The sequence below is a fragment of the Bradyrhizobium sp. YCK136 genome, assembly GCF_044570075.1.
GTDB classification, from domain to species: Bacteria; Pseudomonadota; Alphaproteobacteria; order Rhizobiales; family Xanthobacteraceae; genus Bradyrhizobium; species Bradyrhizobium diazoefficiens.
Window position 1 is genome coordinate 389,154 of the sequence record NZ_CP172424.1, and the last position, 25,646, is coordinate 414,799.

At 65.7% G+C, this 25,646-nt stretch carries 18 protein-coding genes and 3 pseudogenes; 5 read left to right on the forward strand and 16 right to left on the reverse strand.

All coding sequences use genetic code 11. From position 1 onward, the window contains the following. Nucleotides 1–55: 55 nt before the first annotated feature. Together ACFLEY_RS01910 and ACFLEY_RS01915 are read right to left on the reverse strand one after the other, a co-directional pair. On the reverse strand, nt 56–1,180 hold the full coding sequence (locus ACFLEY_RS01910) for a beta-propeller fold lactonase family protein (protein ID WP_060909779.1): 1,125 nt from the start codon (nt 1,178–1,180) through the stop codon (nt 56–58). 133 nt (nt 1,181–1,313) lie between these two features. Continuing rightward, complete coding sequence (locus ACFLEY_RS01915) at nt 1,314–1,451, reverse strand: hypothetical protein (protein ID WP_156149861.1); 138 nt, start codon at nt 1,449–1,451, stop codon at nt 1,314–1,316. A gap of 312 nt (nt 1,452–1,763) precedes the next feature. On the opposite strand from ACFLEY_RS01915, the gene ACFLEY_RS01920 reads away from it, so the two are divergent. Then, nucleotides 1,764–1,886, forward strand: a complete 123-nt coding sequence (locus ACFLEY_RS01920) for a hypothetical protein (RefSeq protein WP_256380414.1) — start codon at nt 1,764–1,766, stop codon at nt 1,884–1,886. A gap of 120 nt (nt 1,887–2,006) precedes the next feature. On the opposite strand, the pseudogene ACFLEY_RS01925 reads toward ACFLEY_RS01920, so the two are convergent. From ACFLEY_RS01925 to ACFLEY_RS01950, 6 genes and pseudogenes are all read right to left on the reverse strand, one after another. Beyond that, nucleotides 2,007–3,700: pseudogene (locus ACFLEY_RS01925) on the reverse strand (GMC family oxidoreductase). Nucleotides 3,701–3,859: 159 nt separating this feature from the next. Further along, a complete protein-coding gene (locus tag ACFLEY_RS01930; RefSeq protein WP_038967442.1) occupies nt 3,860–4,120 on the reverse strand; it encodes a hypothetical protein in 261 nt (86 codons plus the stop codon). 103 nt (nt 4,121–4,223) lie between these two features. After that, entirely contained in the window at nt 4,224–4,502 is a 279-nt protein-coding gene (rpsU, locus tag ACFLEY_RS01935; protein WP_011083197.1) for a 30S ribosomal protein S21, read from the reverse strand. Nucleotides 4,503–4,781: 279 nt separating this feature from the next. Then, nucleotides 4,782–7,445, reverse strand: a pseudogene (locus ACFLEY_RS01940) (EAL domain-containing protein). A gap of 229 nt (nt 7,446–7,674) precedes the next feature. Next, a complete protein-coding gene (locus ACFLEY_RS01945) occupies nt 7,675–8,367 on the reverse strand; it encodes a hypothetical protein (RefSeq protein ID WP_038967443.1) in 693 nt (230 codons plus the stop codon). A 40-nt stretch (nt 8,368–8,407) separates the two neighbouring features. After that, the gene (locus ACFLEY_RS01950; RefSeq protein ID WP_171901174.1) at nt 8,408–8,569 is read right to left on the reverse strand and encodes a hypothetical protein; all 162 of its coding nucleotides are present in this window, start codon (nt 8,567–8,569) and stop codon (nt 8,408–8,410) included. On the opposite strand from ACFLEY_RS01950, the gene ACFLEY_RS01955 reads away from it, so the two are divergent. Then, the gene (locus ACFLEY_RS01955; protein ID WP_060909780.1) at nt 8,553–9,551 is read left to right on the forward strand and encodes a LysM peptidoglycan-binding domain-containing protein; all 999 of its coding nucleotides are present in this window, start codon (nt 8,553–8,555) and stop codon (nt 9,549–9,551) included. The two genes, ACFLEY_RS01950 and ACFLEY_RS01955, sit on opposite strands and share 17 nt — an antisense overlap. A 136-nt stretch (nt 9,552–9,687) precedes the next feature. After that, a complete protein-coding gene (locus tag ACFLEY_RS01960) occupies nt 9,688–10,959 on the forward strand; it encodes a Spy/CpxP family protein refolding chaperone (RefSeq protein WP_060912826.1) in 1,272 nt (423 codons plus the stop codon). Here the strand turns inward: ACFLEY_RS01960 and ACFLEY_RS01965 are convergent, their stop codons facing one another. Further along, complete coding sequence (locus ACFLEY_RS01965) at nt 10,960–11,616, reverse strand: hypothetical protein (RefSeq protein ID WP_396604485.1); 657 nt, start codon at nt 11,614–11,616, stop codon at nt 10,960–10,962. Between the two features lie 341 nt (nt 11,617–11,957). Continuing rightward, a pseudogene (locus ACFLEY_RS01970) lies at nt 11,958–12,065 on the reverse strand (IS5/IS1182 family transposase); the annotation flags it as partial. A 216-nt stretch (nt 12,066–12,281) separates the two neighbouring features. On the opposite strand from ACFLEY_RS01970, the gene dapD reads away from it, so the two are divergent. After that, a complete protein-coding gene (gene dapD, locus ACFLEY_RS01975) occupies nt 12,282–13,253 on the forward strand; it encodes a 2,3,4,5-tetrahydropyridine-2,6-dicarboxylate N-succinyltransferase (protein ID WP_060909781.1) in 972 nt (323 codons plus the stop codon). Between the two features lie 97 nt (nt 13,254–13,350). Here the strand turns inward: dapD and ACFLEY_RS01980 are convergent, their stop codons facing one another. Both ACFLEY_RS01980 and ACFLEY_RS01985 read right to left on the reverse strand, forming a co-directional pair. Beyond that, nucleotides 13,351–15,798 carry an adenylate/guanylate cyclase domain-containing protein gene (locus ACFLEY_RS01980; RefSeq protein ID WP_060909782.1) on the reverse strand — a complete coding sequence of 816 codons (2,448 nt, stop codon included), beginning with the start codon at nt 15,796–15,798 and terminating at the stop codon, nt 13,351–13,353. Nucleotides 15,799–16,046: 248 nt separating this feature from the next. Continuing rightward, nucleotides 16,047–18,110, reverse strand: coding sequence for an AsmA family protein (locus ACFLEY_RS01985; protein WP_211433826.1), 2,064 nt, complete (start codon nt 18,108–18,110; stop codon nt 16,047–16,049). 237 nt (nt 18,111–18,347) lie between these two features. On the opposite strand from ACFLEY_RS01985, the gene ACFLEY_RS01990 reads away from it, so the two are divergent. Next, nucleotides 18,348–19,022 carry a Crp/Fnr family transcriptional regulator gene (locus ACFLEY_RS01990; protein ID WP_028175670.1) on the forward strand — a complete coding sequence of 225 codons (675 nt, stop codon included), beginning with the start codon at nt 18,348–18,350 and terminating at the stop codon, nt 19,020–19,022. A gap of 15 nt (nt 19,023–19,037) precedes the next feature. Here ACFLEY_RS01990 and ACFLEY_RS01995 read toward each other — a convergent pair whose 3' ends face one another. The 4 genes from ACFLEY_RS01995 to ACFLEY_RS02010 form a co-directional block, all read right to left on the reverse strand. Further along, entirely contained in the window at nt 19,038–22,181 is a 3,144-nt protein-coding gene (locus tag ACFLEY_RS01995) for an efflux RND transporter permease subunit (protein WP_060909783.1), read from the reverse strand. Further along, nucleotides 22,181–23,110 carry an efflux RND transporter periplasmic adaptor subunit gene (locus tag ACFLEY_RS02000; protein WP_396604486.1) on the reverse strand — a complete coding sequence of 310 codons (930 nt, stop codon included), beginning with the start codon at nt 23,108–23,110 and terminating at the stop codon, nt 22,181–22,183. The genes ACFLEY_RS01995 and ACFLEY_RS02000 overlap by 1 nt, the downstream gene beginning before the upstream one ends. A 158-nt stretch (nt 23,111–23,268) precedes the next feature. Further along, on the reverse strand, nt 23,269–23,940 hold the full coding sequence (locus ACFLEY_RS02005; RefSeq protein WP_028175667.1) for an OmpA family protein: 672 nt from the start codon (nt 23,938–23,940) through the stop codon (nt 23,269–23,271). 147 nt (nt 23,941–24,087) lie between these two features. Next, nucleotides 24,088–25,614: a caspase family protein gene (locus ACFLEY_RS02010; protein WP_211433827.1), complete on the reverse strand. Its 1,527-nt coding sequence runs from the start codon at nt 25,612–25,614 to the stop codon at nt 24,088–24,090. Nucleotides 25,615–25,646: the final 32 nt, after the last annotated feature.

Consider the following 25,646-nt stretch of genomic DNA (forward strand, 5'->3'; position numbering starts at 1 on the left):
TGAAAAGCCCCGGACTTTGAAATTACGGATGATTACTTAGGCCGGCCGCGGCCCCTCACGGCAGGCTCAGGAACTCCACCCAGTTCGGCTTCTTGCCGGTGGGGTAGGATTTCAGCTTGCTGAGCGCGCCGCTGCTCTGGTCGATGGCATAGACCGTCATGCCGTCGGACAACTCGCCGACCGCGGCGAGGTAGCGGCTGGAAGGATCGATGTTGAAGCCGCGCGGCTGCTTCTCGGTCGGCACGCTGCCGACCGTGGTCAGCTTGCCGCTGGCCGCATCGACCTTGTAGGCGGTGAGCGTATTGGTCGTGCGCTCGGAGGCGTAGAGGAAGCGCCCGTCCGGGGTGATGTGGATGTCGGCGGCCCAGGGTTTCCCATTAAAACCCTCCGGCAGTGCGGTGGTGCGCTGGATCTCGTCCCATGCGCCGCTCTTGGCCTCATAGGTGAAAGCAGCGACATCGCCGTTCAGTTCGTGGATGAGATAGACGAACTTGCCGTTCGGATGGAACACGAAGTGCCGCGGCCCCGATTTTTCCGGCACCTTGTAGTTCGGCGGATCGCTCGGCGTGAGCGTACCGGTCGTGGCGTCGAATGCGAAGCTCAGCACCTGGTCGGAGCCGAGATTGGTCGCGAACACGAAGCGGTTGTCGGGCGAGGGCAGGAAGGCGTGCGCGTTCAGCCCGGTCGGGATCACCTGCTTCGGCTCGCCCGCGACGCCGTTCGCGGAAAGCGGATTCAGCGCGACCTTGTTGCCGCCATAGGAGGCGCTGAACAGGACCTTGCCGCCGCGGTCGGTTGCGATGTTCGCCATGCTGTCGGCGAGCGGTCCGTTGCCGATATGGCTGAGCTGGCCCGTCTTGGGGTCGATCGCAAAACTTACCGCCTGGAACGGCTGCGAGCGGACGCCGGCAATCAGCACGCGGTGGTCGGGTGTGATCGCGAGCGGCGTCGAGGAGCCCGGCTTTTCGACGCCCGTGAAGGCGCGGGTCTGCACCGGTGTCATCTCGCCGCTTTCGGACAGCTTGAACACGCTGATGTCGTTGCTATCGGCATTGCCGACATAGGCAAAGGTCTCGGCCATGCCGGCGCGAACTCCCGAAATGAGGGCAAGGAAGGCGAGGGTGGTGGCGATCGCAGCGCGGGGCGTTTTGGATGCGACGCAGCGTGTCGGTCTCGGCATGGGCGTTCTCCTCGGGGCCAATGCGGCATTGTTGTTTTGTCGCAGAGGATAGCGGCAGGCGCCTCGCCGCACCAAATTCCAAATGAGATCGATCGATGCCGAAATGGTATCGGTTGCGTCGCGCCGAAGGCGGCTACCGCACCGCGGCCGTCAGGTTGCGGAAGTGCAGATTCGGGCCGGCGGGATGGTCGGGCGGCCCGAGCACGGTCCACACGACGACCGCGAGCAATGCCGAGGTCAGGATGGTCCAGGCGACGAGTCGTTTGCGCATGGCGAAAATCCGTCGGTCGAATGTTCGATGCGCCCGGGCGCGTGTGAACCATCGTGCACTGCAAACGGCCGCGCCTCTATGAACTCGTTCACAGCCCAAGGGGATGAAAGGGTCCGCGGGATGAGGATGTCGTGGCAAAGCGCCACACCGGTTAAACCGATCGCAAGGTCTCTCCGACAAACTTGAACAGCGCTGCGCTTCCTCTGCACCATCTCAGGCCGCAGGGCCACATGATCGCTAGGGAACGGCAGCCCCCTTCCCGCCGTTACCCCTGATCTCGCGGGCGGAGGACGCCAAAACGGAGGCTGGCACGTGTTTTGGATTTATTGGGACACCGCCTGGTCGCTGATCATCAGCGGCATCATGTTCGCCACCATCGTCACGCATCCCGACGCCGAGTTCGTCGAAGTGCACGCGGCCAAACGGCTGATGTGAACTTTCGTCCCGATCGGGATGCTGTTCCCCGATCGCCGGCTTCGCCCGAGGGCGACGTCTGCGGTCCGAGGTCCGGTTTGGACTCGCCTCCGCTTCCGGACCTCGTCCCGCCGGGATTCCTCACTGCATGGTTGCAGCGATCTTCTCCGCCGACATCAGCACCGGAAAGTTGGTGTTGGCGCATGGCACCACCGGGAAGATCGAGGCGTCGACGACCCGCAGACCCTGGACACCCCTGACGCGGCCCTGGTTGTCGACCACCGCCATCGGATCGTCGGCCCGGCCCATGCGGCATGAGCACGAGGCGTGCCACACGCCGATGGTCGCCTTGCGCACGAAGGCTTCAAGCGCCTCGTCGTCGTTCATCACGTCATCGAAGGTGAAGCCTTCGACCACGAAATTGTCGATCAGGTAGTGACGCAGCGCCGCCGGCCCGTCCATGAGCGCCGCCGCGATCCTGGTCAGGACCTTGTTCCTGGTGTTGACCACGCCGATCTTGCGGACCTTGTCGGTATAGGCGGCCGGGAACGGCTTGTCCGTCACCTTCCTGACGATTTCGCTCATCTGCACCGCCGCCATCTTGCGGAAGCCGCTCATCAGCCGATCGAGGTCGCGCCGGTCCGACAGCAGGTTGAACTCGACGATCGGCTCTGCGGAAGGGTCGCGCGAGGCAAGCTTGACCTGTCCGGTCTCGGAATAGGTCTTGTTGACGAAGGTCAGCAGCGAGCCGATTTGCGCGCCGACCGCGTGCCAGGCCGATTTGCTGAGCACGACGACGAACATGTCGCCCTTCGGCACCCCTGACAGCCCGGACGAATAACGCAGGCCAAGCTGCATGTGGCGCCTGGTATGCTCGTTCATGCGCGCGCCGCGGCGGACAAAGGACGACAGCGAAATCGAGGGATGATCCATCAGGCGCTGGCCGACGCCCGGCAAGCCCGTCAGCACGGGAATCCCCATGTCCTTGAGGTGGCCGACCGGGCCGATACCGGCGCGGAGCAGATGCGCCGGCGAATGGATGGCGCCGCTGGAGAGAATGATCTCGCGTCCGCGGAATTCCTGCTCCCGCCCGTCGACCCTGGCCTTCACGCCGACGCATTGCGTGCCTTCGAACAGCAGCTCCCGAACTTGCGTGTTGGTGGAGATCATGAGGTTGGCGCGCTTGCGGGTGTCGCGATCGAGATAGCCCATCGCGGCGGAGACGCGCTGCTCGGCCTGGTTGGAGTGCGTCACCGCGAAATAGCCGTCGACGAACTCGCCGTTCTGGTCCGCCACGAATTGATGACCGGCCTGCTGGAAGGCATCGGCGAAGGCCTGCGAATGCCGTGTCCAGTGCTCCCGCGGAATCCGGCGCACCGGGATCCGGCCGTCCTTGCCGTGATACGGGCGTCGAAATCGAGGTCGCGCTCGACCTTCTTGAAGAACGGCAGCACGTCGTTCCACGTCCACCCTTCGGCGCCGCGCGCATCCCATTCGTCGTAGTCGGTCGGCGCGCCGCGGTTGGCCATCTGGCCGTTGATCGACGAGCCGCCGCCGAGCACACGCGCCTGCTCGTATTTGCGCAAGGGCGGACGCGCTTCGTTCGGATTGTTGTGGCTGACGACCTGCGTCGTGACCTTCAATTCCGTCCAGTGGAAGCGCGGATCGAAATAGGCCGTGCCCGGATAGCTGTCCCTGATCTCGGCCGGCTCGTTGCCGGGTGGTGTGTCCTGTCCGGCTTCGCAGAGCAGGACCTTGTTGGCACTCTTTGCGGAGAGCCGGTGGGCCAGCACGGACCCCGCCGAGCCGCCGCCCACGATAATGTAGTCGTACACGATTGGCGTTTCCTCTTGTTCTTGTGCTCAAGAGGTTAGCGCGGATTTATTTCGAGGTCACGCCACGGCTTTTGTTGGTGGCGCCATGAGGTCTGCAGGGTGGGACGATGCCGCGGGGCGAGACGGACGGCGGGTGTGCGCCGTCTCGCTCGATGAACCCTACTGCAGCACTTTCGGCATCACGATGACGACGTCCACCTGCTTGTCCAGCACCTGCGATGCGACCGCGGCGATGTAGGGCGAGTAGCTGTCCTCGATGTCGGACGCGACCTCCGCGTTCCCGGCGAAGGCGTAGAGCATCGTGCCCTCGATATTGTCGAAGCGGATGCCCGCGAAGACGCGATCGAACGTCTCGGCGCCGACGATGCCTGCCATGAGCGCCTGGATAGCCTGGTCCTGGACGAGTGTGAGCTTCATCATGCCGATGAGATATGGACCATCTTCCCGGATACAAGATGCGCGGCAACGATGCCGGCCTGTTCTCATTGCCCGGTCGGTCTCACGGCGTTGTCGTGCCGCCGTTTCAGCCCGCGGGCCTGGCAGCGGTCTGCGGCAGCGGCGGCTTGCGCTCCGGAAGCTTCTTTTTCGGCGGCGCCGGCAGCAAGCCTTCCCTGATCGCCTGCTTGCGAGCGAGCTTGCGGGCGCGGCGAATGGCCTCGGATTTTTCGCGCGTCTTTCTCTCCGACGGCTTCTCGTAGGAGCGCCGCTGTTTCATTTCCCGAAACACGCCCTCGCGCTGCATCTTCTTCTTCAGGACACGAAGCGCCTGGTCGACATTGTTGTCGCGAACAAGTACCTGCAATTGTGTCTCCTCGTCCGGCTGCGAAATACGGCAGTCCTGCACGCAGCCGATTGCGCAGGAGTTTCATTGCGATCGTGAGGATGACAGTGACGGCGATCTTCAGCGCCGGCCTCGAACACGCGAGCTGCTTGTCGCCGCGATACAGTTCGGGGACGACGTGAACACTCCCGGGCCGCCGTGTCAATCGATAAGGCCGCCGTGCGCGTCAATTCGCCACCTGAAGCCTATTCCGGGCCGCGCGAGAGGTGTTTTCACCGTCATCGCCTGCGCAAACGGCGCTTAAGCCGCGGCCGCCTGCGCCGACAGCAACCGCTTCAGCTTCGCGGCCGGGACGGCCGGGCTGAACAGCCAGCCCTGCATCTGGCTGCATCCGAGCTGGCGCAGCACCTCGCGCTGCGCCTCGGTCTCGACGCCTTCGGCCGTCGTCGCCATGCGGCGGGCGGCGGCCATGTGCACCACGGCCTGGACGATCGGAGAGGAGTCCTCGGGCTCGCCGATGTCGCTGATGAAGCTGCGGTCGATCTTGATCTTGTCGAAGGGGAAGCGGTGCAGATAGCTCAGCGACGAATAGCCGGTGCCGAAATCGTCGAGCGCGATGCGCACGCCGAGCTCGCGCAACTGCTGGAGGATCGTCAGCGCCTCCTCGTCGTCGCGAATGAGGACGGTTTCGGTGACCTCGAGCTCGAGCCGCCCGGGCGCCAGGCCCGATTCGGCAAGCGCGGCGGCGACCTTGAGCGCCAGCGTCTTGGAGCGGAACTGCACCGGCGAGACGTTGACGGCGATGTGGATATCGCCCGGCCAGGAGGCCGCCTCCGTGCAGGCCTGCTTGAGCACCCATTCGCCGATCTCGCCGATCAGTCCGGTGTCTTCCGCGACCGGAATGAAGTCGGCGGGCGAGACCATGCCGCGCTCCGGATGGTGCCAGCGCAGCAGCGCCTCGCAGCCGGTCACGACGTTGGCCGCGAGGTCGACCAGCGGCTGATAGTGCACCTCGAACTCGCCGCGCGTGAGCGCCTGCCGCAGATCGAGCTCCAGCTGCCGGCGCAGCCGCGCCTTGGCGTCGTATTCGGGCACGAAGACGCGGAAGGTGCGGCGGCCCTCGGATTAGGCGGCATACATCGCCAGGTCGGCGCGCTTGAGCAGGTCGTCGAGATTGTCGCCGTGGTCGGGCGCGATTGCGATGCCGATGCTGGCATCGGTCGGAACCTCCTGGCCCTTGCAGTTCACGGGCGCACGCAATGCGTTGAGGATCGTTTCCGCCAGCGCCGTCAGCTCGGCCTGGTCGCGGGTACCGGCCTTGACGATGGCGAATTCGTCGCCGCCCAGCCGCGCGACGAGGTCGTTGCCGCTGACGCAGGCGCGCAGGCGGTTCGCGACCTGGCGCAGCAGCTCGTCGCCGACCTCGTGTCCGAACGAATCGTTGACGCCCTTGAACTCGTCGACGTCGATATAGAGGATCGCGAACGGCTTGCCCTCGGCAAGCTCCGCCACGCGGCGTTCCAGATGGCCGCGCATCAGCACGCGATTGGGCAGGTCGGTCAGCGCGTCGTAATGCGCCATATGCGCGATGCGTTCGTCGGCGCGGATGCGCTCGGTGACGTCGTCATGGGTGGCAAGCCAGCCGCCGGCGGCGCCGGGCTGGTTCTTGATCTCGATCAGGCGGCTGTCGGCGGTCTCGACGATCGCGCTCTGGGTCCGTCCGACACTGCCCAAAATGCCGTCGCAATAGGAATCGACGTCGCCGTCGAACGATCCGGTGTCGTGGCGGTGCTGGATGACGTCGCGGAAATAGGCCCCGGGCTTCACCACGTCGGTGGACAGGTGGTACATCTCGATGTAGCGCCGGTTGCAGACGATCAGCCGCTCGTCCTGGTCGAACATCAGAAGGCCCTGCGTCATGGTGTTCAGCGCGGTGTCGAGCCGCTGCTTCTCCAGCGAGAGCCGGCGGGTCACCTGGCGGAAGATCAGGAACAGCGTCAGGACGAGCAGGCCGATCGACAGCACGGCCACGGTGACGAAGAATTTCGTTTGCGTGCGCCAGGTGGCGAGCGTCGCGTCCAGCGACCTGGTCGCAACGATCACCAGCGGCGCGCCGGTCAGGAGGCGGGAGGCGACGATGCGGTCCTTGCCGTCGATCGGGCTCGCGAGCTGCATCGTGACGAAGGTGCGCTCGAACACGGCTTTCTGCTCGGGGGAGCCGGTGTGGTAGTTCTGCCCGATCATCGCGTCGACATGCGGAATGCGCGCAAGCAGCTGGCCGTTCTGGTGGTGCATCGCGATCGAGGAATCGTCGCCGAGCCCCGTCGAAGCAAAGAAGGATTCGAGCTGGTCGGGCGTGATCGCGCGCGAGACCATGCCGAGGAATTCGCCATGGGGGCCGGAGACGCGCCGCGCGAACACGATCGCCGGTCCGTTGCCGAACCGTCCGGGCACGACCTCGATCTCCTCCTGCGAGGTCGGGTCGGATTTGAGGCGGTTGAAATAGCCGCGGTCGGCGACCGAAATGTCGGCGACCGGCCAGCGCCGCGACGAGTTGATGAGCACGCCGTTGGAGTCGAACACATTGGCGCCGGCGACGTCGGACCAGCCGCTGGCTTTTGCGCGCAACACCTCGTGCATGGCGAGGGTACCCATCTCGCTGCGGAAGACGTCGGTGGAGGCGATGCCGTGGCTTTCGAGCTCGGCGATGACACTCTTCTGGAGCACCGCGAAATCCGCGAACTCGCGGTCGAAATGGCGGGCCAGCAGGCGGACGGCACTCTCCAGGCCGTCGCGGCCGCTCTCGATCGCATTCTGCCGGAAGCGGTCGACGGTGAGCGCGGTGCCAATGGCGGTTGCAGCCATCAGCACGAAGCCGCCGACGATCAGCCATGTCAGCGGCGCCCCGCGCCAACGGCGCAGCAGCGCGCGCATCCGCGCGGTCCATCGGATCGAAGTGCCCATCCAGCCCTCCCGTGGGATGCAAGATGCAGCAAAACCGACAAGACCCCGTTACCAGTGAGGGTTACGAAAATATGAATCGGAACGGAATCGGTGTTGGCGTCCCGGCCGGCGGAAGCCAGTCCGCAAGGCAAGTTACGCCTCGCCGCCCCGCCCTGCGGTTCTACTGGGCTTGGGGTTGTTTTCGCGTTTTTGTTTGAGCGCAGCCGCCCAGGGCCGGCGAGGCCAAATCTCACCGCTTGATCTCCCAGTTCAGCGCCTCCGCGTTGCCCTTGGCGAACATCGCCGGCACGTCGAACTTGCCGGTCTTGAGGTCATAACGACATTTCCAGTCGGCCAGTCCCTTCACGGCGACGTTCTTCGGATGCTTGTCCATTTCGCCCGACAGCGAGATCAGGAGGTAGCGGTTGTTGGGCCAGTCAACGCCGAGCCAGCGATAAGCATCTTCGGTGCCCTTCATCAGATTGGCCGAGATGTGGTAGTCGAGCTTCATGTTCTTCGTGTCTGGCCGGCTGTGGAAATAGGCCCAGGCGAGGTCACTGAGCGACTTCTTCGTCGCGCTCACGAAGGCGCCGTTCTCGACATGGTAGAGAAACAGATCCTGCTCGCCCGAGCCGGTCTTCTGCATCCGCACCAGCCATTGCGAGTCGCTGGTGAAGCGGAAGCCGGCGCCATAGCCCTGCTCGGGCTTCAGCTCCGTCATCCGCTCGCCGTTCCTCGCCCAGGCCTGCCATTTGACGTCGAAATCCTTGCTGTCCTTCATGTACTGCTCGATCCGGGTGGCGCCGTCGGGCGAGGTGAAGGCGAGATCGGCATTGTCGGTGAGGATGTAGTCCGGCGGCGGGCCCGAGGCGGCAAGTGCGGGGGTGGCGGCGAGCATCACGGCAAGCGCCAGCCATGGCGCGGGGCGGCAAAATGCAGTCACGGGAAAAATCCTCAAAAAATAGGCCGCGATGCGGCCTCGATCATTTGACGCCGACGGGGCCGCGCCGGTTCATCCGCGGCGGGTGGGAACGGAGGGCGGTAATCCCTTCGACCGTCTTGCTGCCGTAGCCAAATCGGAGCAACTTGCCGTCATCGGCCGATTTGCCAGCAAGGGTCTGCTTTCTGATGATGACCGCTTCCAAGGCTTTCATTGCATTCTGCCTGCTCGCGGTGGTCGGCACCGTGCTGGTGATCGGCCCCACCGAGCTGCGCCGCCTGTTGCCGGGCGGAACGAGCACCGAGATCGCCGTCGCGGCCAAGCCCGAGGCCAAGGTCGGAGCCAACGCCGAAATCAAGACCGAACCTAAAGCCGAGACCAAGGCAGTGCCGACGCCCGAGGAACCGAAGCTCGCCGCCGCGCCGAAGCCTGCGGGTCCATTGGCCGAGACGCAGAAGCAGGTCACGGCGCTGGCTGATCTCGTGCCGGTCAAGCCGCCGGTGGCCGCGACCGACGCCGGTCCCCGGTTCGACGTCGCCCGCATCGACGACCATGGCGAAGCGGCGGTGATCGCGGGCCAGGCCACGCCGGGTGCAAAGGTCGAGCTGCTGCGCGACGGCCAGCCGCTTGATTCGGTCGTGGCCGATGCGTCGGGCCAGTTCGTCATGACGCCGCCGCAACTTCCCGCCGGCAGCTACGAGCTGACCCTGCGCGCCAGGGCGCCGGATGGCACCGTCACGCAGTCCAGCCGCACCATGCCGGTGACGATCGCGGAGGCGGCGCCGCCGCCGGCGCGTGTTGCACCGCCCGCCGCCAAACTGGAAACAAAGCGGGCCGAGACGCCGGACGCGAGATCGGATGTCGTGGCATCCCTGCCGTCGGCATCGGACAGGCCGGCGACGCGGCCCAGAATGATGGGGGCACCGAAACCAAGGGGCATGGCGCGAGCACCTGCCGCCACGACGGTCGCATCGGCTTCGCCGGGCGACGCCCTCAGCGGCACACAGGCGGAGGCGGGCGGCAGCCGGGTGATCTCCCGCGGCGACAGCCTGTGGGCGCTCAGCCGGCTCGCTTACGGCGACGGCGCCCGCTACGCCGTGATCTTCAACGCCAACCGCGCCAAGATCCACAACCCGAACCTGATCTATCCCGGCCAGACTCTTGTGCTGCCGCAAAAGGCGGAATGAGCGCGGCGCTTCTTCTCACCGCCGCGGCGCTTTGACCGTCGTACTCCCGGAACCTTTGGTTCCCCCGCGCGTCATGTGATGCGAGGTGGTGCGCGCTTGGCGCTGGAGGAGGGCCAAGGCGGTCAGGTCAGCGATCATGTCGGGATCACGGATGGCCCCCGTGCTGGCGGGCGCCGCCCTTGTCGTTCTGGCCGTGCTGCTGCCGAACAGGGCCGAAGCGCAGTTCGGACTGCGCGGCGGGCCGCTCGGCGTCGCGCGGTTCGCCGTCGGTCACGTGATCGGCCTGTCGCGCCTGCGTCATGCCCGCATGGCGGTGCGAGGCGGCGGATACCGCTCCGCCGCGTTGCGGTCGCAGGATCCCCGCGGCGTCGAGAGCCGGCAACCGCCCAATCCCGCCATCCTGCGCGCGGTGCTCACGGCGCAAGCGGCGCTGTCGGGCTGGCATGGCGGCCGCCGCCCGCAGGGCTGGTGGCGCCACCCCGACGGCAGCTATGGCTGGGCCGGTCCGGTGTTCTGGCCGTTCGCCCATGACGATCTCGCCAATGCAATCATCCTTGGTGATACGACCAGCATCTCGCTCTACGGCTACGGCGACATCTATGCCGCGCTGTTCTCGCCCTATGCGGCCAAGGAGTTTGCCACCTACGCCGCGCCGCAAGGCCGGTTTGCGCGCAGGATTCCGTCGGCGCAAAACATCTGTGACGTCAGCGATCCCGCCGGCTTCCCGGCGGATCGCATCACCGCTGCCGTGCAGCCGAACGAATTGCAGCGCACCGCGCTCGACGATCTCAGTGCCGCCTGGCTAGCTGCCCGCAACAGCATTCGCGCGACCTGCCCGGCGCAGGTGCCTGCGACCGCATCCGAGCGCCTCGGCCTGATGCGCGAGCGCCTGGAGGCCATGATCAAGGCAACGGACGCGATAGCGCCGCAGCTTTCGAAATTTGTCGATCTTCTCGACGCGAACCAGAAGTCCAGGCTCGATGCGCTGGCCAACGAGGCTCGCGCCGCGCTCGCGTCAAGCCAGCACAAGGATGCGCAGGCAGCCGCGGCTTGCGCGGCAGACAGGGATCCCCGCTATGACCCCCAGCTGCAGCGCCAGTATGAGCAGCTCGTGCAGCAGCAATGGCCCGTCGCCGACATCGCGTCCACGCTTCGCCTCGACGACATCGGCCGCGCCCGGCTCGACGTGCTCCAGGACACCACGCTGCGCACCATGGAGACGCTGAGCGCCTGCCCGACCAAGGCCGCCACGACACCGCAAGGCCGCCTCGCGGCCGTGAAGGCGCGGCTGGAGACGATGCTGCAAGCGGTGAACGGTGTTGGCGATGCGCTCGACGATTTCGAGGCTGATCTGAGCGACGAGCAGAAGGCCGGCTTCGAGGCGATCGGACCCAAGCGCGGGGCGTGATCACCCGCACGCCCAGTCGAACTTCATGTCCTTGAAGTCGAGCTGCGCATTGCCGCCGCCAAAATTGTAGCCGCCGAAATATTCCTCGAACTCGATGTAGAACGGGCTCATCTCTGGCACCGCCTGGCACGGCCGCATGGTGCCGCCGAGATGGTTGTGGGCGTGGTCCTTGCTCCAATCGTGCAGGCGAAAATTGTCGCGGCTCGGCACGCCGCCGACATAATAGTAATAGGGCTGATAGCCGGTCGGTGGGTTCTGGCGGACGTGCTCGTCCTGCGGGCCCTTGCCGGCATTGGGATCGCTCGCGCGCGGCGTCAAGGCGATCGCGCGGGTCTCGGCGAGATCGGCGCGCGGCGGCGCGGCGAACATCTTCCTGGCGTAGGGCGCGGCGGCCTCGAAGAAGGCGCAGGCGCCGCCGACATCCAGCCAGCGCGGCCGGTCGGCCGTCGCCAGCGCAAGCGGCGCCGGCGGCGTCGCGAACGCGCCGTCATATTCCGCCTTGGTCAGCAGCAGCGCAGCATATTCGTAATCGAGAATGTCAGTCATGCGCGACAGGCGCGGATGCGAGGGGAGCGCCATCACCGCCTCGCGGATCTCAGGGTCGTCGGGCGCGCCGCCGTCATTGTGATCGGGCGCGGTCGCGAAGAACGACACCACGACGATGTCCTCGCCATGGACGCGATAATCGTCCGGCAGCAGAAGTGTAAACCCACGGATAGCCGGTGACGGGATCGAGCGGCCATTGCTCGGATGTGATGCCCGACGGCAAGCCATAGACCCAGCCGTGGTCGCGCGCACGCTCAGTCGGACGGTCCAGCATCTGCAAGTCATAGGCGCGCGAAGGCAAGCCAAGCGACACGATCGTCTCCCATCCGAAGCCCGCCTCGCCGTTGAGGCGATGGTTAGTCGCGGGGAGAACGGATGTGGTTCGTGGATGAGATGCGCAAATCGCGCCGCATTCTCAGCTGCCATCGCCCGATTTTGGACGCGGACTCATTAAGCCGCAGCCTAATTGACGCGAGTTGAACGAAGGCAAGGTAGTTGGCGGCAAGCCCGTCATGGCGCGTCGCGACCCGACGACACCGTTTGATCCTGTTGAAGAACCTCCCTCGGATTGGAAGTTTGAATCACGGGGATCTGGCCGGACGCAACGCTCTCGGCCCGGCCCCGGCTTACGGGCAGAAGCGGACATTACCCGTCGCCTCCCTGCTGAATCCGTCGAAAATGAATCCAAAGCGGACGTGTTTGAGAATGCAGAAGTTGCCAATTCCAGGAGAACTCGCGTATGCATTATGTATAGGGTCGTAGTGTGAGCAATTCAAATGGCGATGGAGCTGAGGGGCGCGAGAGGCGAGGGATTTGCGACGATTACCGCTGACGGTCGCGTGTTAGATTCCTGGTTTCTTCAGCTGCGTCTGGTTGTGGAGGCCGACAAGGCGGCAACGGTACGGCTGACGAGCGACGAGATCAGCAGATCGTTGGGTGAGTCGGCGGACGGATATGCGCGACACGACGACATTCGCAATGTCGACATCGTTCCAATCCAAACGGAAATTGACTCCCTTGCATCTGCGCCGGCTGATGTGCACGACGCATATCTTCGACTCCATCTCCTGAGCCACCGGCTCGTCCAGCCGAATTGCCTGAACCTTGAAGGAATTTTCAGTCTGTTACCTAACGTTGCCTGGACGACACTCGGTCCCTGTGAATGCTCTCGTGTACCGGAAGCGCAACTCGTAGCGCGAAAGCGTGCCCTCGCGTTTGAGGTGACAGGCGTGGATAAGTTTCCGCGCATGACTGACTATGTGACGCCTGTGGACGTGAGAATTGCAGATGCGGATCGCGTAAGGCTTGGAGCCTACCTGGCGCCGGGCACGACCGTCATGCATGAAGGCTTTTGCAATTTTAATGCGGGCACGCTCGGTCCCTGCATGGTCGAAGGCCGGATCAGCGCCGGCGTGGTTGTGGGAAGTGGCAGCGACGTTGGTGGCGGAGCGTCGATCATGGGCACTCTGTCCGGAGGAGGGAAAGAGAGGATTACAGTTGGCGAGCGCTGCCTGATCGGAGCCAACGCCGGTATCGGCATTTCGTTGGGTGACGATTGTGTCGTCGAAGCGGGCTGCTATGTCACGGCAGGCGCGCGCATCCTTTTGGAAGATGGCCGAGTCCTGAAAGCCAAAGAACTGTCAGGCCAGAAGGGCCTTCTTTTTCGTCGCAATTCCCAGAGCGGCGCTCTTGAGGCAACCAGACGTACACCAAATTGGGACGGCCTCAACTCGCAACTTCACAGCTAGGCAGCTCACTCGAAGAAGTCGTTGGCGACAATTGTGGCGCGTCAACGATGTCGCCTTCTGGCCCCTCGCGTCATTTGCTGCTGCTGGACAAAAGCGGCTACCCCCGCCTGCGCGCCGCCGCGGCATCCACCACGTTCTCCACTTCCTCGCGCCAGCTCAATATCTCCATCGCCAGCACGGGATGATTGAAGCCCTTGAGCACGAGATCGTCGAGCGCGCGCGCCTCCACCCAGGGTTCGACCATGCCGTAGACGCGGCGGCTGACCACGATCTGGTTGGCCTTGGCTTCGCCGCAGAGGCGCGAGGCGAGGTTGGTGACGCTGCCGATCGCGGCATATTCCAGCCGCTGCTCGAAGCCGACCTGGCCGAGCGTCGCATAGCCGAGTGCAATGCCGATGCCGAAGCCGAGGCTATGCCCGCGGTTGCGCCAGCGCTCGGTCAGCGGGCCGATGGTGTCGCGCATCTCCACCGCCATCTTCACGGCGCGCTGGGTGTGGTCCTCGAATTGAATCGGTGCATTGAACAGGATCATCACGCCGTCGCCGGCATATTTGTCGAGCGTGCCCTCATACTTGAAGATCAGCGTGCCGAGCGCCGCGTGATATTCGCGCAGCACGTTCATCGCCTCTTCCGGCTCGGTCGCTTCCGTGAACGCGGTGAAGCCGCGCAGGTCGCAGAACACGACCGTGACCTCGCGGCGCTGGCTGGTGAGCAGCCCCTCGGGGCTGTCGGAGGAAGCGATCAACTGCGCGACCTGCGGTGCGAGGAACCGCTCGAGCTTGCGGATGCGCTCGATCTCGCCGAGCTGCTTCTCGACGCGCTCCTCCAGCGACTTGTTCCAGTCCTTGAGCTGCTCGGTCTGCACGCGCAGCTTGTCCGCCTGGGCGCGCACGGTCTCGTGCGCCGCCTCCAGCGCGTGGCTCTTGTGATCGACCTCGGTGAACAGGCGCGCATTGCGCATCGCCAGCACCGCCTGGTTCGCGAAGGTGCGCATCAGGCCGATGATGCTGGTGGCGAACTCGCCGCCGGCACGGCGCAAAACAACGAGCGAGCCGAGCGTGCCCTGCTGGTCCACCAGCGGTACCACCAGCACGGAGTGGAAGCCGGCCGCGATCGCGACGTCGCGCAGCGGCTGCTCGGCCGCATGGTCGAGATCGGCAAGCGCGATCGGCTCACAGCTCGCCGCGGCATCGCTCAGGATGTTGTCGCCTTCGTCGATCGTGACATGGGCGCCGTCTGCCGATTTGTCGATGCCGTTGGATTCGACCAGGTTGAAGCGACGCGTCCCGGCGTCGAAGCCGTAGATCAGCACCGCATCGGCATGGGTGATCTCGATCGCGCGGGCGGCGATCGTCGGCAGCACCGCGTTGAGATCGAGCGAGGAGGCGACGGCGCGGCCGACCTCTTCCAGCACCTTGAGCTCGTTGATCGATTGCGCGAGATCGCGGGTGCGCTCCTCGACCTTGGTCTCCAGGTTCGAATAGGTCTCCTGGATTTGGGTGGCCATGCGGTTGAACTGGCCGGCGAGATCTTCCAGCTCGTCGGAGGTGTGCACGTCGATGCGTTGGCTGAAATCGCCTTCGCCGAGCTTGTGCGCGCCGTCGCGCAGCGCCGTGATCGGAATGATCATGCGGCGGGCGAGCAGCGTGCCGGCGAGGATCGCGACCATCAGGCCCATGCCGATCAAGAGCGCGATGCGCACCAGCTGATCGCGGATCGGCGTCAAGGCCTGCGTGGTCGGCTGCTCGAACAGCACGCTCCAGCCGAGCTTCGGTACGGTGCTCGCGGCGGTCAGCACCGAATAGCCGTTGAAGTCGGTGCCTGACGTGTCGGGCCCGCGGCCGGACGAAATCGCGGCAGCCACTTGCGGCAGCTTGGAGAGGTCCTTGCCGACATCGGGTCCTTTCGAGGACGTCGCCAGCACGCGGCCGCGCGGATCGACCACATAGGCAAAGGCCGCCTTGCCGACCTGGGCGTCGGACAGCAATTCGGAGAGGAAGCTGAGATCGATCTCAGCGACCGTGACGCCGGCGTTGAAGCCGGAATGCGCCACCGAGATCGACATCAACGGAGTCCTGTCGGAGAACCAGGCCGGCGCGTAGCTGACGCCGCGGGCGACGGTGTCGGTGAAGCGCATGTCGCGGGAGAGGTCGGCATTGCCGCCGGTCGTGGTCGACTGGCGCGAGACGCGCAGCACCTCGCGGCCTTCGCCGTTGAGCTGGAACAGCTGGTTGACCACCGCGACCTGGTGCAGGAGCTGGGCGTAGTCGGCGCGGCGCTTCTCGAGGGTGTCCTGGCTCGCGCGGGTCACCCAGCTGATCTGGCGCTCGAGCTCGGAGATCGACTGTTCCACCCGCCGGGCCGCGGCCTGCGCCTTGTCCTCCAGCCCGTCGGTCAGCTGTGTCTTGGTGGCGCGATAGGAGATCCAGGTCTCCATCGCGCCGCTGACGGCGAGGACGAACACGACGAGGCCGACGAGGGAGACGACGTATTTGGCGAACAGGCCCTCGCGCAGAAACCGTGTCTTGTCGTTCGCTCCCGCCATCCGGATCCTCTCGCGCCGCCATCGACGCCGGCGCTACGGGCCGTACAGGCCCAGCCGCCCTTCTATCACAATTTGGGCCAAGGGACGTCCCGGGGACCGGAGGACCGGCCGGCGTGGTTACTCGAAGTGGACGCCGGGTCGGGCCTAAAGGGTGGTGAATTGTCGCAGGCTCATCCGTTCGGAGGAAGCAGGGAAAGGCCGGGCCGATGTAAGGGATTGGCGTGGAGTCCAGCCTGTTGGTCCGCCAATCATCGATTATTGAAGAGCTGCCGCAACACGTCGTTCATGGGCTGGCTGTCCTGCTGCGCCACCGGCGGCTCGTCCGAGGCCGGGGGCGCCGGCGCGGGCGAGGCCTGCGGTGCCGGTGTGGACGGCGTCGCGGGCAGGCTGCGGCTGCGGCCGGTGCCAGCACCGGTTGCAGCTCCGCTGGAAAGCCCCTGCTGGATCAGATTGCCGATCGCCTCGCCCAGCGGGCCGCCGAGCAGATTGTTCTGCCCCGGCTGCTGGGTTTGCGGATTGGCGTTGTTGGCTGCATTGCCGCCACCCGGCGCGGTCGTGCCGCCGAGACCAAGGCTGCCCAGGATATTGCCGAGCCCGGCGCCATCAGGCCCGAACAGGCCCTTGCCCATCTCGCGCAGCTTGGCGTAGGCGGCGTCGGGATTGTCGAGCATGCCGGCCATGTCAGGGTAGATCCGCGGCTGCGACCAGCTGCCCTGGATCATCACGGGGATGCCGAAGCCGACCGGCTCGGAGGCGCGGCCCTGGCCCTCGGTGGTCATCACCAGCTTCGGCTCGACGCGAAAGCCCAACATCTTGGTGTCGAGCGCGATGGTGCCGGCGCCGGTCACGCGCACCAGCGGCCCGATCAGGTTAAGATCGGTCGTCACCGCCTGTCCCTTGTCGATGCGGAAGGAGGCCGAGAGCTGCGACAAATCCGTGCTCTGGTCCTGGCCGCTGTTCTGGTTGTCTTGCCAGCCGGAGAGCGTGCCCGATGTCAGCGAGCGGATCATCTGCGCGACGTTGATGCCGCGGATGGCGCCGTCCTGGAAATTGACGAAGGCCGTGCCCTGCATGTTCGCCATCAGGGCGCGCTGGCTGGTGCCGGCGCTGCGCAATGCGAGCTTGGCTTGCAGCTTGCCGTCGATCCGGTCGAATTCGGCAAGGCCCTGGAGCAGCGGCAGCGCGCGCACGCCGACGAGGTCGGAATGCATGGCAAAACTCGGCGCGCCGCTGGTCGCATCCAGGATCACTTCGCCGGAGACCTGGCCGCCATAGGCGCCGAGATTGGCGGTGCCGGCCTTCAGCACGCCGCCGGCGAGCTTTGCATCGAGCGCCAGCGGCGCAAGACGCGCATCGCCGATCACGGCGTCGTTCGCGGAGATCCTGATTTGTGCATCGACATAATTGAGCCCGGACACGTCGATCGGCGCATTGCTCCAGGGCTGTCCGGACGCACCGTCCGGCGATTTCGCCAGCGGAATCGTGAGCCGCTGGAAGTCGAGATCGACCTTGACCAGAGGCTTGCTCGCGATGTCGACCGAGGCCCAGCCGTTGAACGCGCCGTCGCCGAGCGTGCCGTTTACGCCGTTGATCATCACGAGATCGCCGCTCAGCCGCATCTCGGCGTGACCTGCGAGCCGGGACTTCAGCACATCAGGCATGTCGATGGCGAACTCCACCGGGATCGTCGGCCGGTCGGTTGGCGGCGCGGGCGTCGTCGCCTTGATGTCGAACTTGGTCGGGTGCTCGCCGACGCGCGCGGTGCCGGTGATGCTGACGTTGCGGTCGCGGCCAACGACGGCATCGGCATTGATGGCGCTGATGCGGCTCTCGACGCGATCGCGCACGCGCGCGAATGCGACCTCGCCGTCGGTGACCTTGACGCGGTCGATGGTCGTGCCGTCCGTGTCGAGCGCGAGCGGCTTCGACGAGGCGCCGGCATTCGGCAGGCGCTCACGCAGCAGCGGCTGGTAGAGCACGGGGCGGGTGACGATGAGCTCGCTGATCTTCGGGCGGCCCGACCAGACGCTGGAGAGCGACATGTCGGCCTGCACGCTGTCGACCGTGAGGCGCGTGATGCCGCTGCGGTCCTTCGGATCCTGAAGCGTGAGATCGTTCAAGGTGACGTTCAGCGTCGGCCACAGGCTGATCCTGGTGGTGCCGTCGATCGACAGGCGATAGCCCGTCGCGCTCTCGACCCGCGACGCAATCGTCGAGGTCAGGAAGCCCGATGGGATCCCGACCACGAGGAGAAGCGCGATCACGATGACGACAGCGGCGACCGCGGCGCCGGCGAATTTCACTGCTCTCATGTCGACTTTCCAACGACGGACGAACGGTGCCGAACCCCGGCCGCTCACCCGTCCTATGCGCGTGAGTTTATCCCGGGACGGGAAGCCGCTCCAAGCGGTCAAAAATAGTCAGGGGGTGCTGCAAAGTTATGTGACTTATGACACACTTCTCCGGCGCGGTTTTACGCGATTCTGGACGTTGATGGTTCCAGCCGATTTGCCAGCGAAATTGACAAGTAAATTCACAAGGAAGTTGAAATGAGCAAGCAGGCCGAATTTGCGGTCATCCTGAAGATGAACCCGATGTTCGCCGATCTCGGCGCAGACGAGCTCCAGCGGCTGTCCAATCTCTGCCACACCCAGCATCTGGCGAACGGCGAGGTGCTGTTCCAGAAGGGCGATGCCGGAGACGCGCTGTTCGGCATGCGCCGCGGCCAGGTCCGCATCGAGACCGGCGCCGCCGACGGCAGCCGGCTGACGCTGAATTTCATGGGGCCGGGCGACCTGTTCGGCGAGGTCGCGGTGCTGGACGGCCAGAACCGCACCGCGGACGCGACCGCGGGCGAAGCCAGCGAATTGTTCGTGCTGCGGCGCGAAGACTTTCTCTCCTTCCTCGAGCGCGAGCCGAAGGTCGCGATCAAGATCATCGCGCTGCTGTGCCAGCGCATCCGCTGGCAGAGCGAGCGCATGGAAGAGTCCATGCTGCAGCCGCTGCCGGTTCGCCTCGCGCGGCGGCTCTGCGCGCTCGCCGCCGATTTCGGCTCGGAGGTGCACATCTCGCAGGAGCAGCTCGGCGTCTTCGTCGGCGCCGCCCGCGAAAGCGTCAATCGCCAGCTTCAGGCCTGGCGCAAGGACGCGATCCTCGATCTCCAGCGTGGCCGCATCCTGCTGAGGAACATGACCAAGCTGACGGCGATCGCGCGGAACGAGTAGGGGCTCTCGCGAACCTTACTCCGCCGCCGGATGCACGATGCTCTTCGGTGCCGGCTGTGCCGGCGAAGCTTCGTGATGACTTGGGGCCTCGGTATCCTCGCTGTGCACGATCAGCCGCTTGCCGAAGCGCCAGATCAGGGCGCCGAGATCGTCCATCACCATGAACATCGCGGGCACGAACACCAGCGACAGGATGGTCGAGAAGATCAGGCCGCCGATCACCGCGAGCGCCATCGGCGAGCGGAACTCACCGCCGGCGCCGACCGCGAGCGCGCTCGGCATCATGCCGGCGGCCATCGCGATCGTTGTCATCACGATCGGGCGGGCGCGCTTCATGCCGGCGTCGATCATGGCCTCGTCGCGCGGCTTGCCGTCGCGGATCGCCTCGATGGCGAACTCCACCAGCATGATCGCGTTCTTGGTGACGATGCCCATCAGCATCAGGATGCCGATCCAGACCGGCGTGGTGAGCTGCTTGCCGGTGACGAGCAGGGCCGCGATGGCGCCGCCGATCGACAGCGGCAGCGAGAACAGGATGGTGATCGGCTGCAGGAAGGTGCCGAACAGCAGCACCAGCACGGCATAGACCATCATCAGGCCCGCGGTGATCGCGGTGGCGAAGCCGTCGGACAGCTCGTTCAGGCTTTCGGCGTCGCCGGACGGTGAGACCTTCACGCCCTTCGGCAGGCTCTTCATCACCGGCAGCTCGTTGATCTTCTTGGTGGCATCGCCGAGCGCCGCGGAGCCGTCGAGGTCGGCGGCAACGGTGGCCTGGCGGTCCCGGTCGTAACGGTTGATGCTGGTCGGACCCTGGTCGAGCTTGACGTCGGCGATGACCGAGAGCGGCACGCCGCCCTTCTCGCCATGCTCGCCGAGCGGCACGCGCAATTGTTCGAGCGTCTTGAGGTTGCCGCGCGCGGCGTCCTCGAGCTGCACCCGGATCGGCACCAGGCGGTCGCCGACGTCGAATTTGGCAAGCGCAGGCCCGACGTCGCCGATGGTGGCGACGCGGATGGTCTGCGACAGGCTTTCGGTTGAGACACCGAGGCGTGCGGCGAGATCGGCGCGCGGCTCGATGCGCAGCTCGGGCCGCTCCAGCGTGGTTTCCGAGATCACGTTGGAGATGGTCGGAATCCGCTTCATCTGCGTCGCGAGCTCGCTGGCGACGTTGTTGACGATGTTGGCGTCGACGCCGGTCACGACCAGCGAGATCGCGCGCAGGCCGTTCTCGTCGAGGAACCAGAAGCGGATGTCGGGAATGTTCTCCAGCTCCTGGCTGATCGAGAATTCCAGCTCGCGCTGGGTGATGTCGCGATCGCCCTTGGGCGTATAGTTGATGATGAGGGCGGCGCGCCGGACTTCCTGGGTGCCGGGTGGAACGCGCCCGCCGTCGACGAAGATGCTCTTCACCTCGGGCCGCTTGCGCAGCCGCGCGACGATGTCCTCGGTGACCTTTTCGGTGTAGGCGAGCTGGGTGCCCGGCGGCAGCTCGAGGGCAAGCAGCGATCGCGCGCTGTCCTGCGCCGGCAGGAAGCCCTGCGGCAGCAGCGTGATGCTCCAGATCGAGGCGGCGAAGATGCCGAAGCCGATCAGCACCGTGATGAAATAGTGCTTCACCGACCAGGCCACGATCCGGTGATAGGACCGCAGCACGCGCCCGGGCGGCGGCTCCTCGTGATGGCCATGCTTGAGGAAGTAGGCGGCCAGCACCGGCGTGACGAAGCGCGCCGCTAGCAGCGAGAAGAACACCTGCACCGAGACGGTGATGCCGAACTGCTTGAAGAACTGTCCGGCGATGCCCGACATGAAGCTCGCGGGGGCGAAGATCGCGATGATGGTGAGCGAGATCGCGATCACCGCGAGGCCGATCTCGTCGGCGGCTTCCAGCGCGGCACGATAGGGCGATTTTCCCATGTTCATGTGCCGCACGATGTTCTCGATCTCGACGATGGCGTCGTCGACCAGAATACCCGTCGACAGCGTGATGGCGAGGAAGCTGACGAGGTTGAGCGAGAAGCCGAGGAGGTCCATCGCCCAGAATGCCGGGAAGATCGACAGCGGCAGCGAGATCGCGGCGATGATGGTGGCGCGCAGATCGCGCAGGAACAATAGCACGATGACGACGGCGAGGATGGCGCCCTCGAACAGGGTCGAGATCGCCGCTTCGTAATTGCCGTTGGTGTATTCGACCGAGGTGTCGATCAGCTTGAGGTCGACGTCGGGATAGGCGGCCTTGAGCGCGTCGATGCGCTTCTGCACGGCGTCGGCGACCTTCACGTCGCTGGCGCCCTTGGAGCGCTTGATGCCGAGCGCGACCACCGGCTCGCCGTTGAAGCGGGCGAAGGTGCGGCGGTCGGCGATGGTGTCGGTGACGGTGCCGAGATCGTCGAGCCGGACCTCGCCGCCGCCGAACAGCGGGACCATGGTGCCGGCGAGGTCGCTCAGCGTCTTGGCGCCGGCCAGGGTGCGGATCGCCTGGTCGTTCTTGCCGATCTCGGCGCGGCCGCCGGCGACGTCGACATTGGTGCCGCGCAGGCTCTGGCTGACATTGACGGCGGTCAGGCCCATCGCCTGAAGGCGGTCGGGATCGAGCGAGACCAGGATCTCGCGCTCGACACCGCCGATGCGCTCGACCTGGGCGACGCCGCGCACGCCCTGGAGCGCGCGCTTGACCACGTCGTCGACGAAATAGGAGAGCTGCTCCGGCGTCTTGCCGGGCGAGATCGCGGCATAGGTCACGATCGGCAGGCCGATGACGTCGACGCGCTGGATCAAGGGCTCGGTGACGTTCTGCGGCAGGTTGGAGCGCACCCGCGTCACTGCGTCCTTGACGTCGTTGAGCGCGCGGTCGGTGTTGGTCTCCAGCGCGAACTGGATGGTGGTCAGCGACAGGCCGTCGGTGATCGAGGAGGTGATGTGCCGCACGCCCTCGACGCCGGAGACCGCGTCTTCAATGGTCTTGGTGACCTGGGATTCGAGCTCGGCGGGCGCAGCACCGAACTGCGACACCGCGACCGAGATCACGGGAATGTCGGCCGAGGGCAGCCGCGTCACCGCGAGCTTGGCGAAGGAGGTCCAGCCGAGGATCAGCAGGATGATCGAAAAGACGACCGACGGCAGCGGATTCCGGATCGACCATGCCGAGATATTGAGAGCCATCAGCGTACCCGCGTGCGATCGAGTTCATCGGCGAACATGGTCTTGATCTGGTCGCCGTCATGCAGTGAGGAGCCGGCGTCGGCCACGACGATTTCGCCGACGTCGAGCCCTTCCAGGATTTCCGTCGCGGTGTCGGACGACAGCCCGACCCGCACCTTGCGCGTCTCGATCGTGTTGCCCTTGACGACATGCACGGTGAGATGGTCGATCGCGGTCTTGGGCACCGCGACGCCGCAGCTTCGCTTGGCGTCGATCGAGGCGCGGGCGAACACGCCGACCTTCAGCGAGGGATTGTTGGTGACGCTGATGCGGACACGGCCGAGCTGGGTGGCGCGGTCGATTTCGGGCGCAACCAGCCGCACCCGGCCGATCAGATCGGGCGCGTCGTCGCGGCTGATGCGCACGGTCGCGCCGGCGCTGAGCTTGGGCATGTGCACGGCCGGGACCTGGGCGTCGAGCTCGATCTCGTTGTTGACGGCGATGCGGAACATCGGGCCGGCCTGCGGCGAGGCCGGCGCGCCGACGATGGTGCGAACTTCGGTGACGAGGCCCGGCGCCGGCGCCTTCAGCGAGATCGGGCCTTGCGCGCCGGGCCGCTGCGGCTGGCCCGGGATCTGCGGCGGCGCCGTCAGGCGCGCCAGCTCCTGGTTGTCGGTGACCATGGTGCCTTCGGTGACGAAGAGGTCGGTGACCCGGGAGCCTTCCTGGTCGGCGACGACCACGGCCTCGCGGCGCGGCACGAAAAAGCCGGTCACCCGGACGAGGTCGGAGAAGCAGGCATTGGTCGACTTCGTCACGATGACGAGCGCCTCGCCCGGCGTTTCCTTCGCCTCGGGGCGACGCCGATGCTCGAACAGATAATAGCCGATGCCGAGCGCGACGATGAACGCCACGGTTCCGGCAGGCTTGAGATAGTCGGAGACGTTCATCGCCGGATTGTCCTGGCCTGGCTCACGGCCATCTGCACGAGGCCTGCTGAGAGCGTTTCCCTGAAACAAAGCGGCGTCCCGCAAGGCTGCGGGACGCGCTTTGGAAGCGAGACTTTACACCACATCACGCACGGTCACTTCAACGGATTGCGTCGTGCTCACTTCGATGCGGTGGTCTTGTTTTCCATGTTGACGACCTGCACGCGGCGGTTGACCTCGGCCATCGGCTGGCTCGGGTCCTTCAGCTTGCTCTTGCCGTAACCGACGGTGACGAGGTCGGTCGCGGAGATGCTGTACTTCTCGACGAGGTAGCGCTTGATCGCATCCGCGCGGCGTTCAGACAGGTCCTGGTTGTAGCTCTCGCCACCGGCGGCGTCGGTGTGGCCGGCGACCACGAAGGTCGAGCCCTTCAGGTCGGGGCTGGTCAGCGCGCGACCGAGAGCCTGCACCGAAGCCAGCGACTTGGTGCTGATGTTGGCGGAGTTGTAGTCGAAGGTGATCTCGAGATCGATGTTCGGCTTGTCCTTGGCGACTGACGCGATTTCCTCGCGCTCGGTCGACGACAGCGAGCGCGTCGAGCGGCCGCGCACGGACTGGATCAGCTTGGTCTCCGACGCGCTCGGCGCGGGGTCGGCCTGCGGCGCGATCGAGAGGCCGCGGGTCAGCGGCTTCTTCTGCGGCGGCGCCAGCGCGCGGACGATCTCGTCCTCGGTGACGTTCTTGCTGTTGCCGTCGTCGCCGGCGAATGCGGGTGAGGCCGGCAGCGACAGCGCGGCGCCAATGGCCATGATGGACAGGATTGCGGTAAGTCCTTTTGCAGCCGATCTCATTGCCAGTCCCTCCTGCGCAGCCGAGCTGCGTGGTTCCAAAATTCCTGCAATAGGCCCCCCGGGAAAGGCCGCCTGCGGCATCCGCCCATTAGTCTTGCCTGGGCCGCCGGGGGTTCGAGGCGTCGGTCGCCTCAACTCAAAAAAATACTAGCGGACTCCGTAGCTTGCGAATTCCTGAACGATGTTCGGATCCATCGCCTTGGCATTGGCAATGTCCAGAGCCCCTTCCTGGGCAGAGCCGTTGCGCTGCTTCGCAATGCCACGTCCGTACAGCGAGGAGGTGAGGCGGGGATTGATCCTCAGGGCCGCATCGAAATCGGCGATCGCGTTCTTCACCGCTCCCGATTTCAGATTGACGAGCCCCCGGCTGTCCAGCGCATCGACGAAGTTCGGCCGCAGCCGCAGCGCTTCGTTGCAGTCTTTCAGCGCGCCCTGGAGATCGCCGACCACCGTGCGGGTCCAGCAGCGGTTGTTCAGCGCCTCGACGTCCTTCGAGTTGATCCGGAGCGTGTCGTCAAAATCCTTGATGGCGAGGTTGTAGGCGCCCTTGCTGGCATAGACCTGGCCGCGCCGGTACAGCGCGTTCACGTCATCAGGATTGGCCGCGATCTTGGCCGTCAGGCCCTTGATGGTGGGGTCCTCCGCGAGGGCGGCCGCGCTAGGCCCGGCGTCCGCGTTCGGCACGGGAGCGGGGTCGGCCGGTTTCACCGGCGGCGGCGGCGGGGGTAAGGCGGCCTCGACCTGGGGCTTCGGTGATGGGGCCGGGACGGGCGCGGGCGCCGGTGCGGCTGCCGTGTCGGCCGGCTTCGGCGGCGGAGGCGGTGATGGCGGCGCCGGTGGTGCCGGCGGCGGGTTATTGGCGACGACGGGTGGCGGCGCGGGGGGCGCGGGCGGCGGCGCCATTGTCGGACGCGATCCGCCGGCTCCCGGAATGAACGAGAAATCTTCGGCCAATGAAGAGGATATCCACGGCACCTGCTCGCCGCGCGAGGCGCGGGTGACGCCCATCTTGGTGCGGTTCAGCGTCTCCTCGGCCATCAGGTCGGGGACGCGGATTTCCTTCAGCAGTTCCTGGACGAACAGGCTGTGCTCGCCGCCGGCGTCCGACACCACCGAGGCCAGCGCCGCCGAATACATCACCAGCGTGCCGTTCGGCGCGATGACCGGGGTCAGGCCGGCCGAGAAGCTGCGGAACCGGCGCTCGAACGGGTTACGCCTGGAGGCATCGATCAGCGCGATCTTGACGCCGGCGCCGCGGGTGTTGAGCTCGCCGAGGACGGCTTCCAGGCTGAAACCGTCGCGGCGTACGTCGGATTCGGTCCAGATTTGCGCGTCGATCGGCAGCATGTAGCTCTGGCGCGCCGACTGGATGCCGAAACCGCTGAAGAACACCAGCGCCACCGAGCCCGGCTTGATCTTGCCGTAGAGCTTGTCGAAGGCGCGGCGCATGCCGTCGCCGGTCAGGTTCTCGCCGATCTCGACCGAAAAGCCGTCGCGCTTGAGCTCGTCGGCGACGTCACGTGCGTCGTTGAGCGGCTCCTTCAGCGGGGCGTCTGCATCCGGATATTTGGCGTTGCCGATGACCAGCGCATAACGGTCGCCGGCCGCAAGCGACGGTGCGGTCGGGACGAGCGAAACGAGCAAGGCAAGAAGGAAAAGGAAGCGAATTTTCATAATCAGCGCGGTCCAGCCAAAAGGGCGCCGTT

Bases quoted from the DNA above. Each gene is read 5' to 3' on its own strand.
- ACFLEY_RS01910 (WP_060909779.1), bottom strand. From the start codon at position 1,180: ATGCCGAGACCGACACGCTGCGTCGCATCCAAAACGCCCCGCGCTGCG.
- ACFLEY_RS01915 (WP_156149861.1), bottom strand. From the start codon at position 1,451: ATGCGCAAACGACTCGTCGCCTGGACCATCCTGACCTCGGCATTGCTC.
- ACFLEY_RS01930 (WP_038967442.1), bottom strand. From the start codon at position 4,120: ATGATGAAGCTCACACTCGTCCAGGACCAGGCTATCCAGGCGCTCATG.
- ACFLEY_RS01955 (WP_060909780.1), top strand. From the start codon at position 8,553: ATGATGACCGCTTCCAAGGCTTTCATTGCATTCTGCCTGCTCGCGGTG.
- ACFLEY_RS01960 (WP_060912826.1), top strand. From the start codon at position 9,688: ATGTCGGGATCACGGATGGCCCCCGTGCTGGCGGGCGCCGCCCTTGTC.
- dapD (WP_060909781.1), top strand. From the start codon at position 12,282: ATGGCGATGGAGCTGAGGGGCGCGAGAGGCGAGGGATTTGCGACGATT.
- ACFLEY_RS01980 (WP_060909782.1), bottom strand. From the start codon at position 15,798: ATGGCGGGAGCGAACGACAAGACACGGTTTCTGCGCGAGGGCCTGTTC.
- ACFLEY_RS01985 (WP_211433826.1), bottom strand. From the start codon at position 18,110: ATGAGAGCAGTGAAATTCGCCGGCGCCGCGGTCGCCGCTGTCGTCATC.
- ACFLEY_RS01990 (WP_028175670.1), top strand. From the start codon at position 18,348: ATGAGCAAGCAGGCCGAATTTGCGGTCATCCTGAAGATGAACCCGATG.
- ACFLEY_RS01995 (WP_060909783.1), bottom strand. From the start codon at position 22,181: ATGGCTCTCAATATCTCGGCATGGTCGATCCGGAATCCGCTGCCGTCG.
- ACFLEY_RS02000 (WP_396604486.1), bottom strand. From the start codon at position 23,110: ATGAACGTCTCCGACTATCTCAAGCCTGCCGGAACCGTGGCGTTCATC.
- ACFLEY_RS02005 (WP_028175667.1), bottom strand. From the start codon at position 23,940: ATGAGATCGGCTGCAAAAGGACTTACCGCAATCCTGTCCATCATGGCC.
- ACFLEY_RS02010 (WP_211433827.1), bottom strand. From the start codon at position 25,614: ATGAAAATTCGCTTCCTTTTCCTTCTTGCCTTGCTCGTTTCGCTCGTC.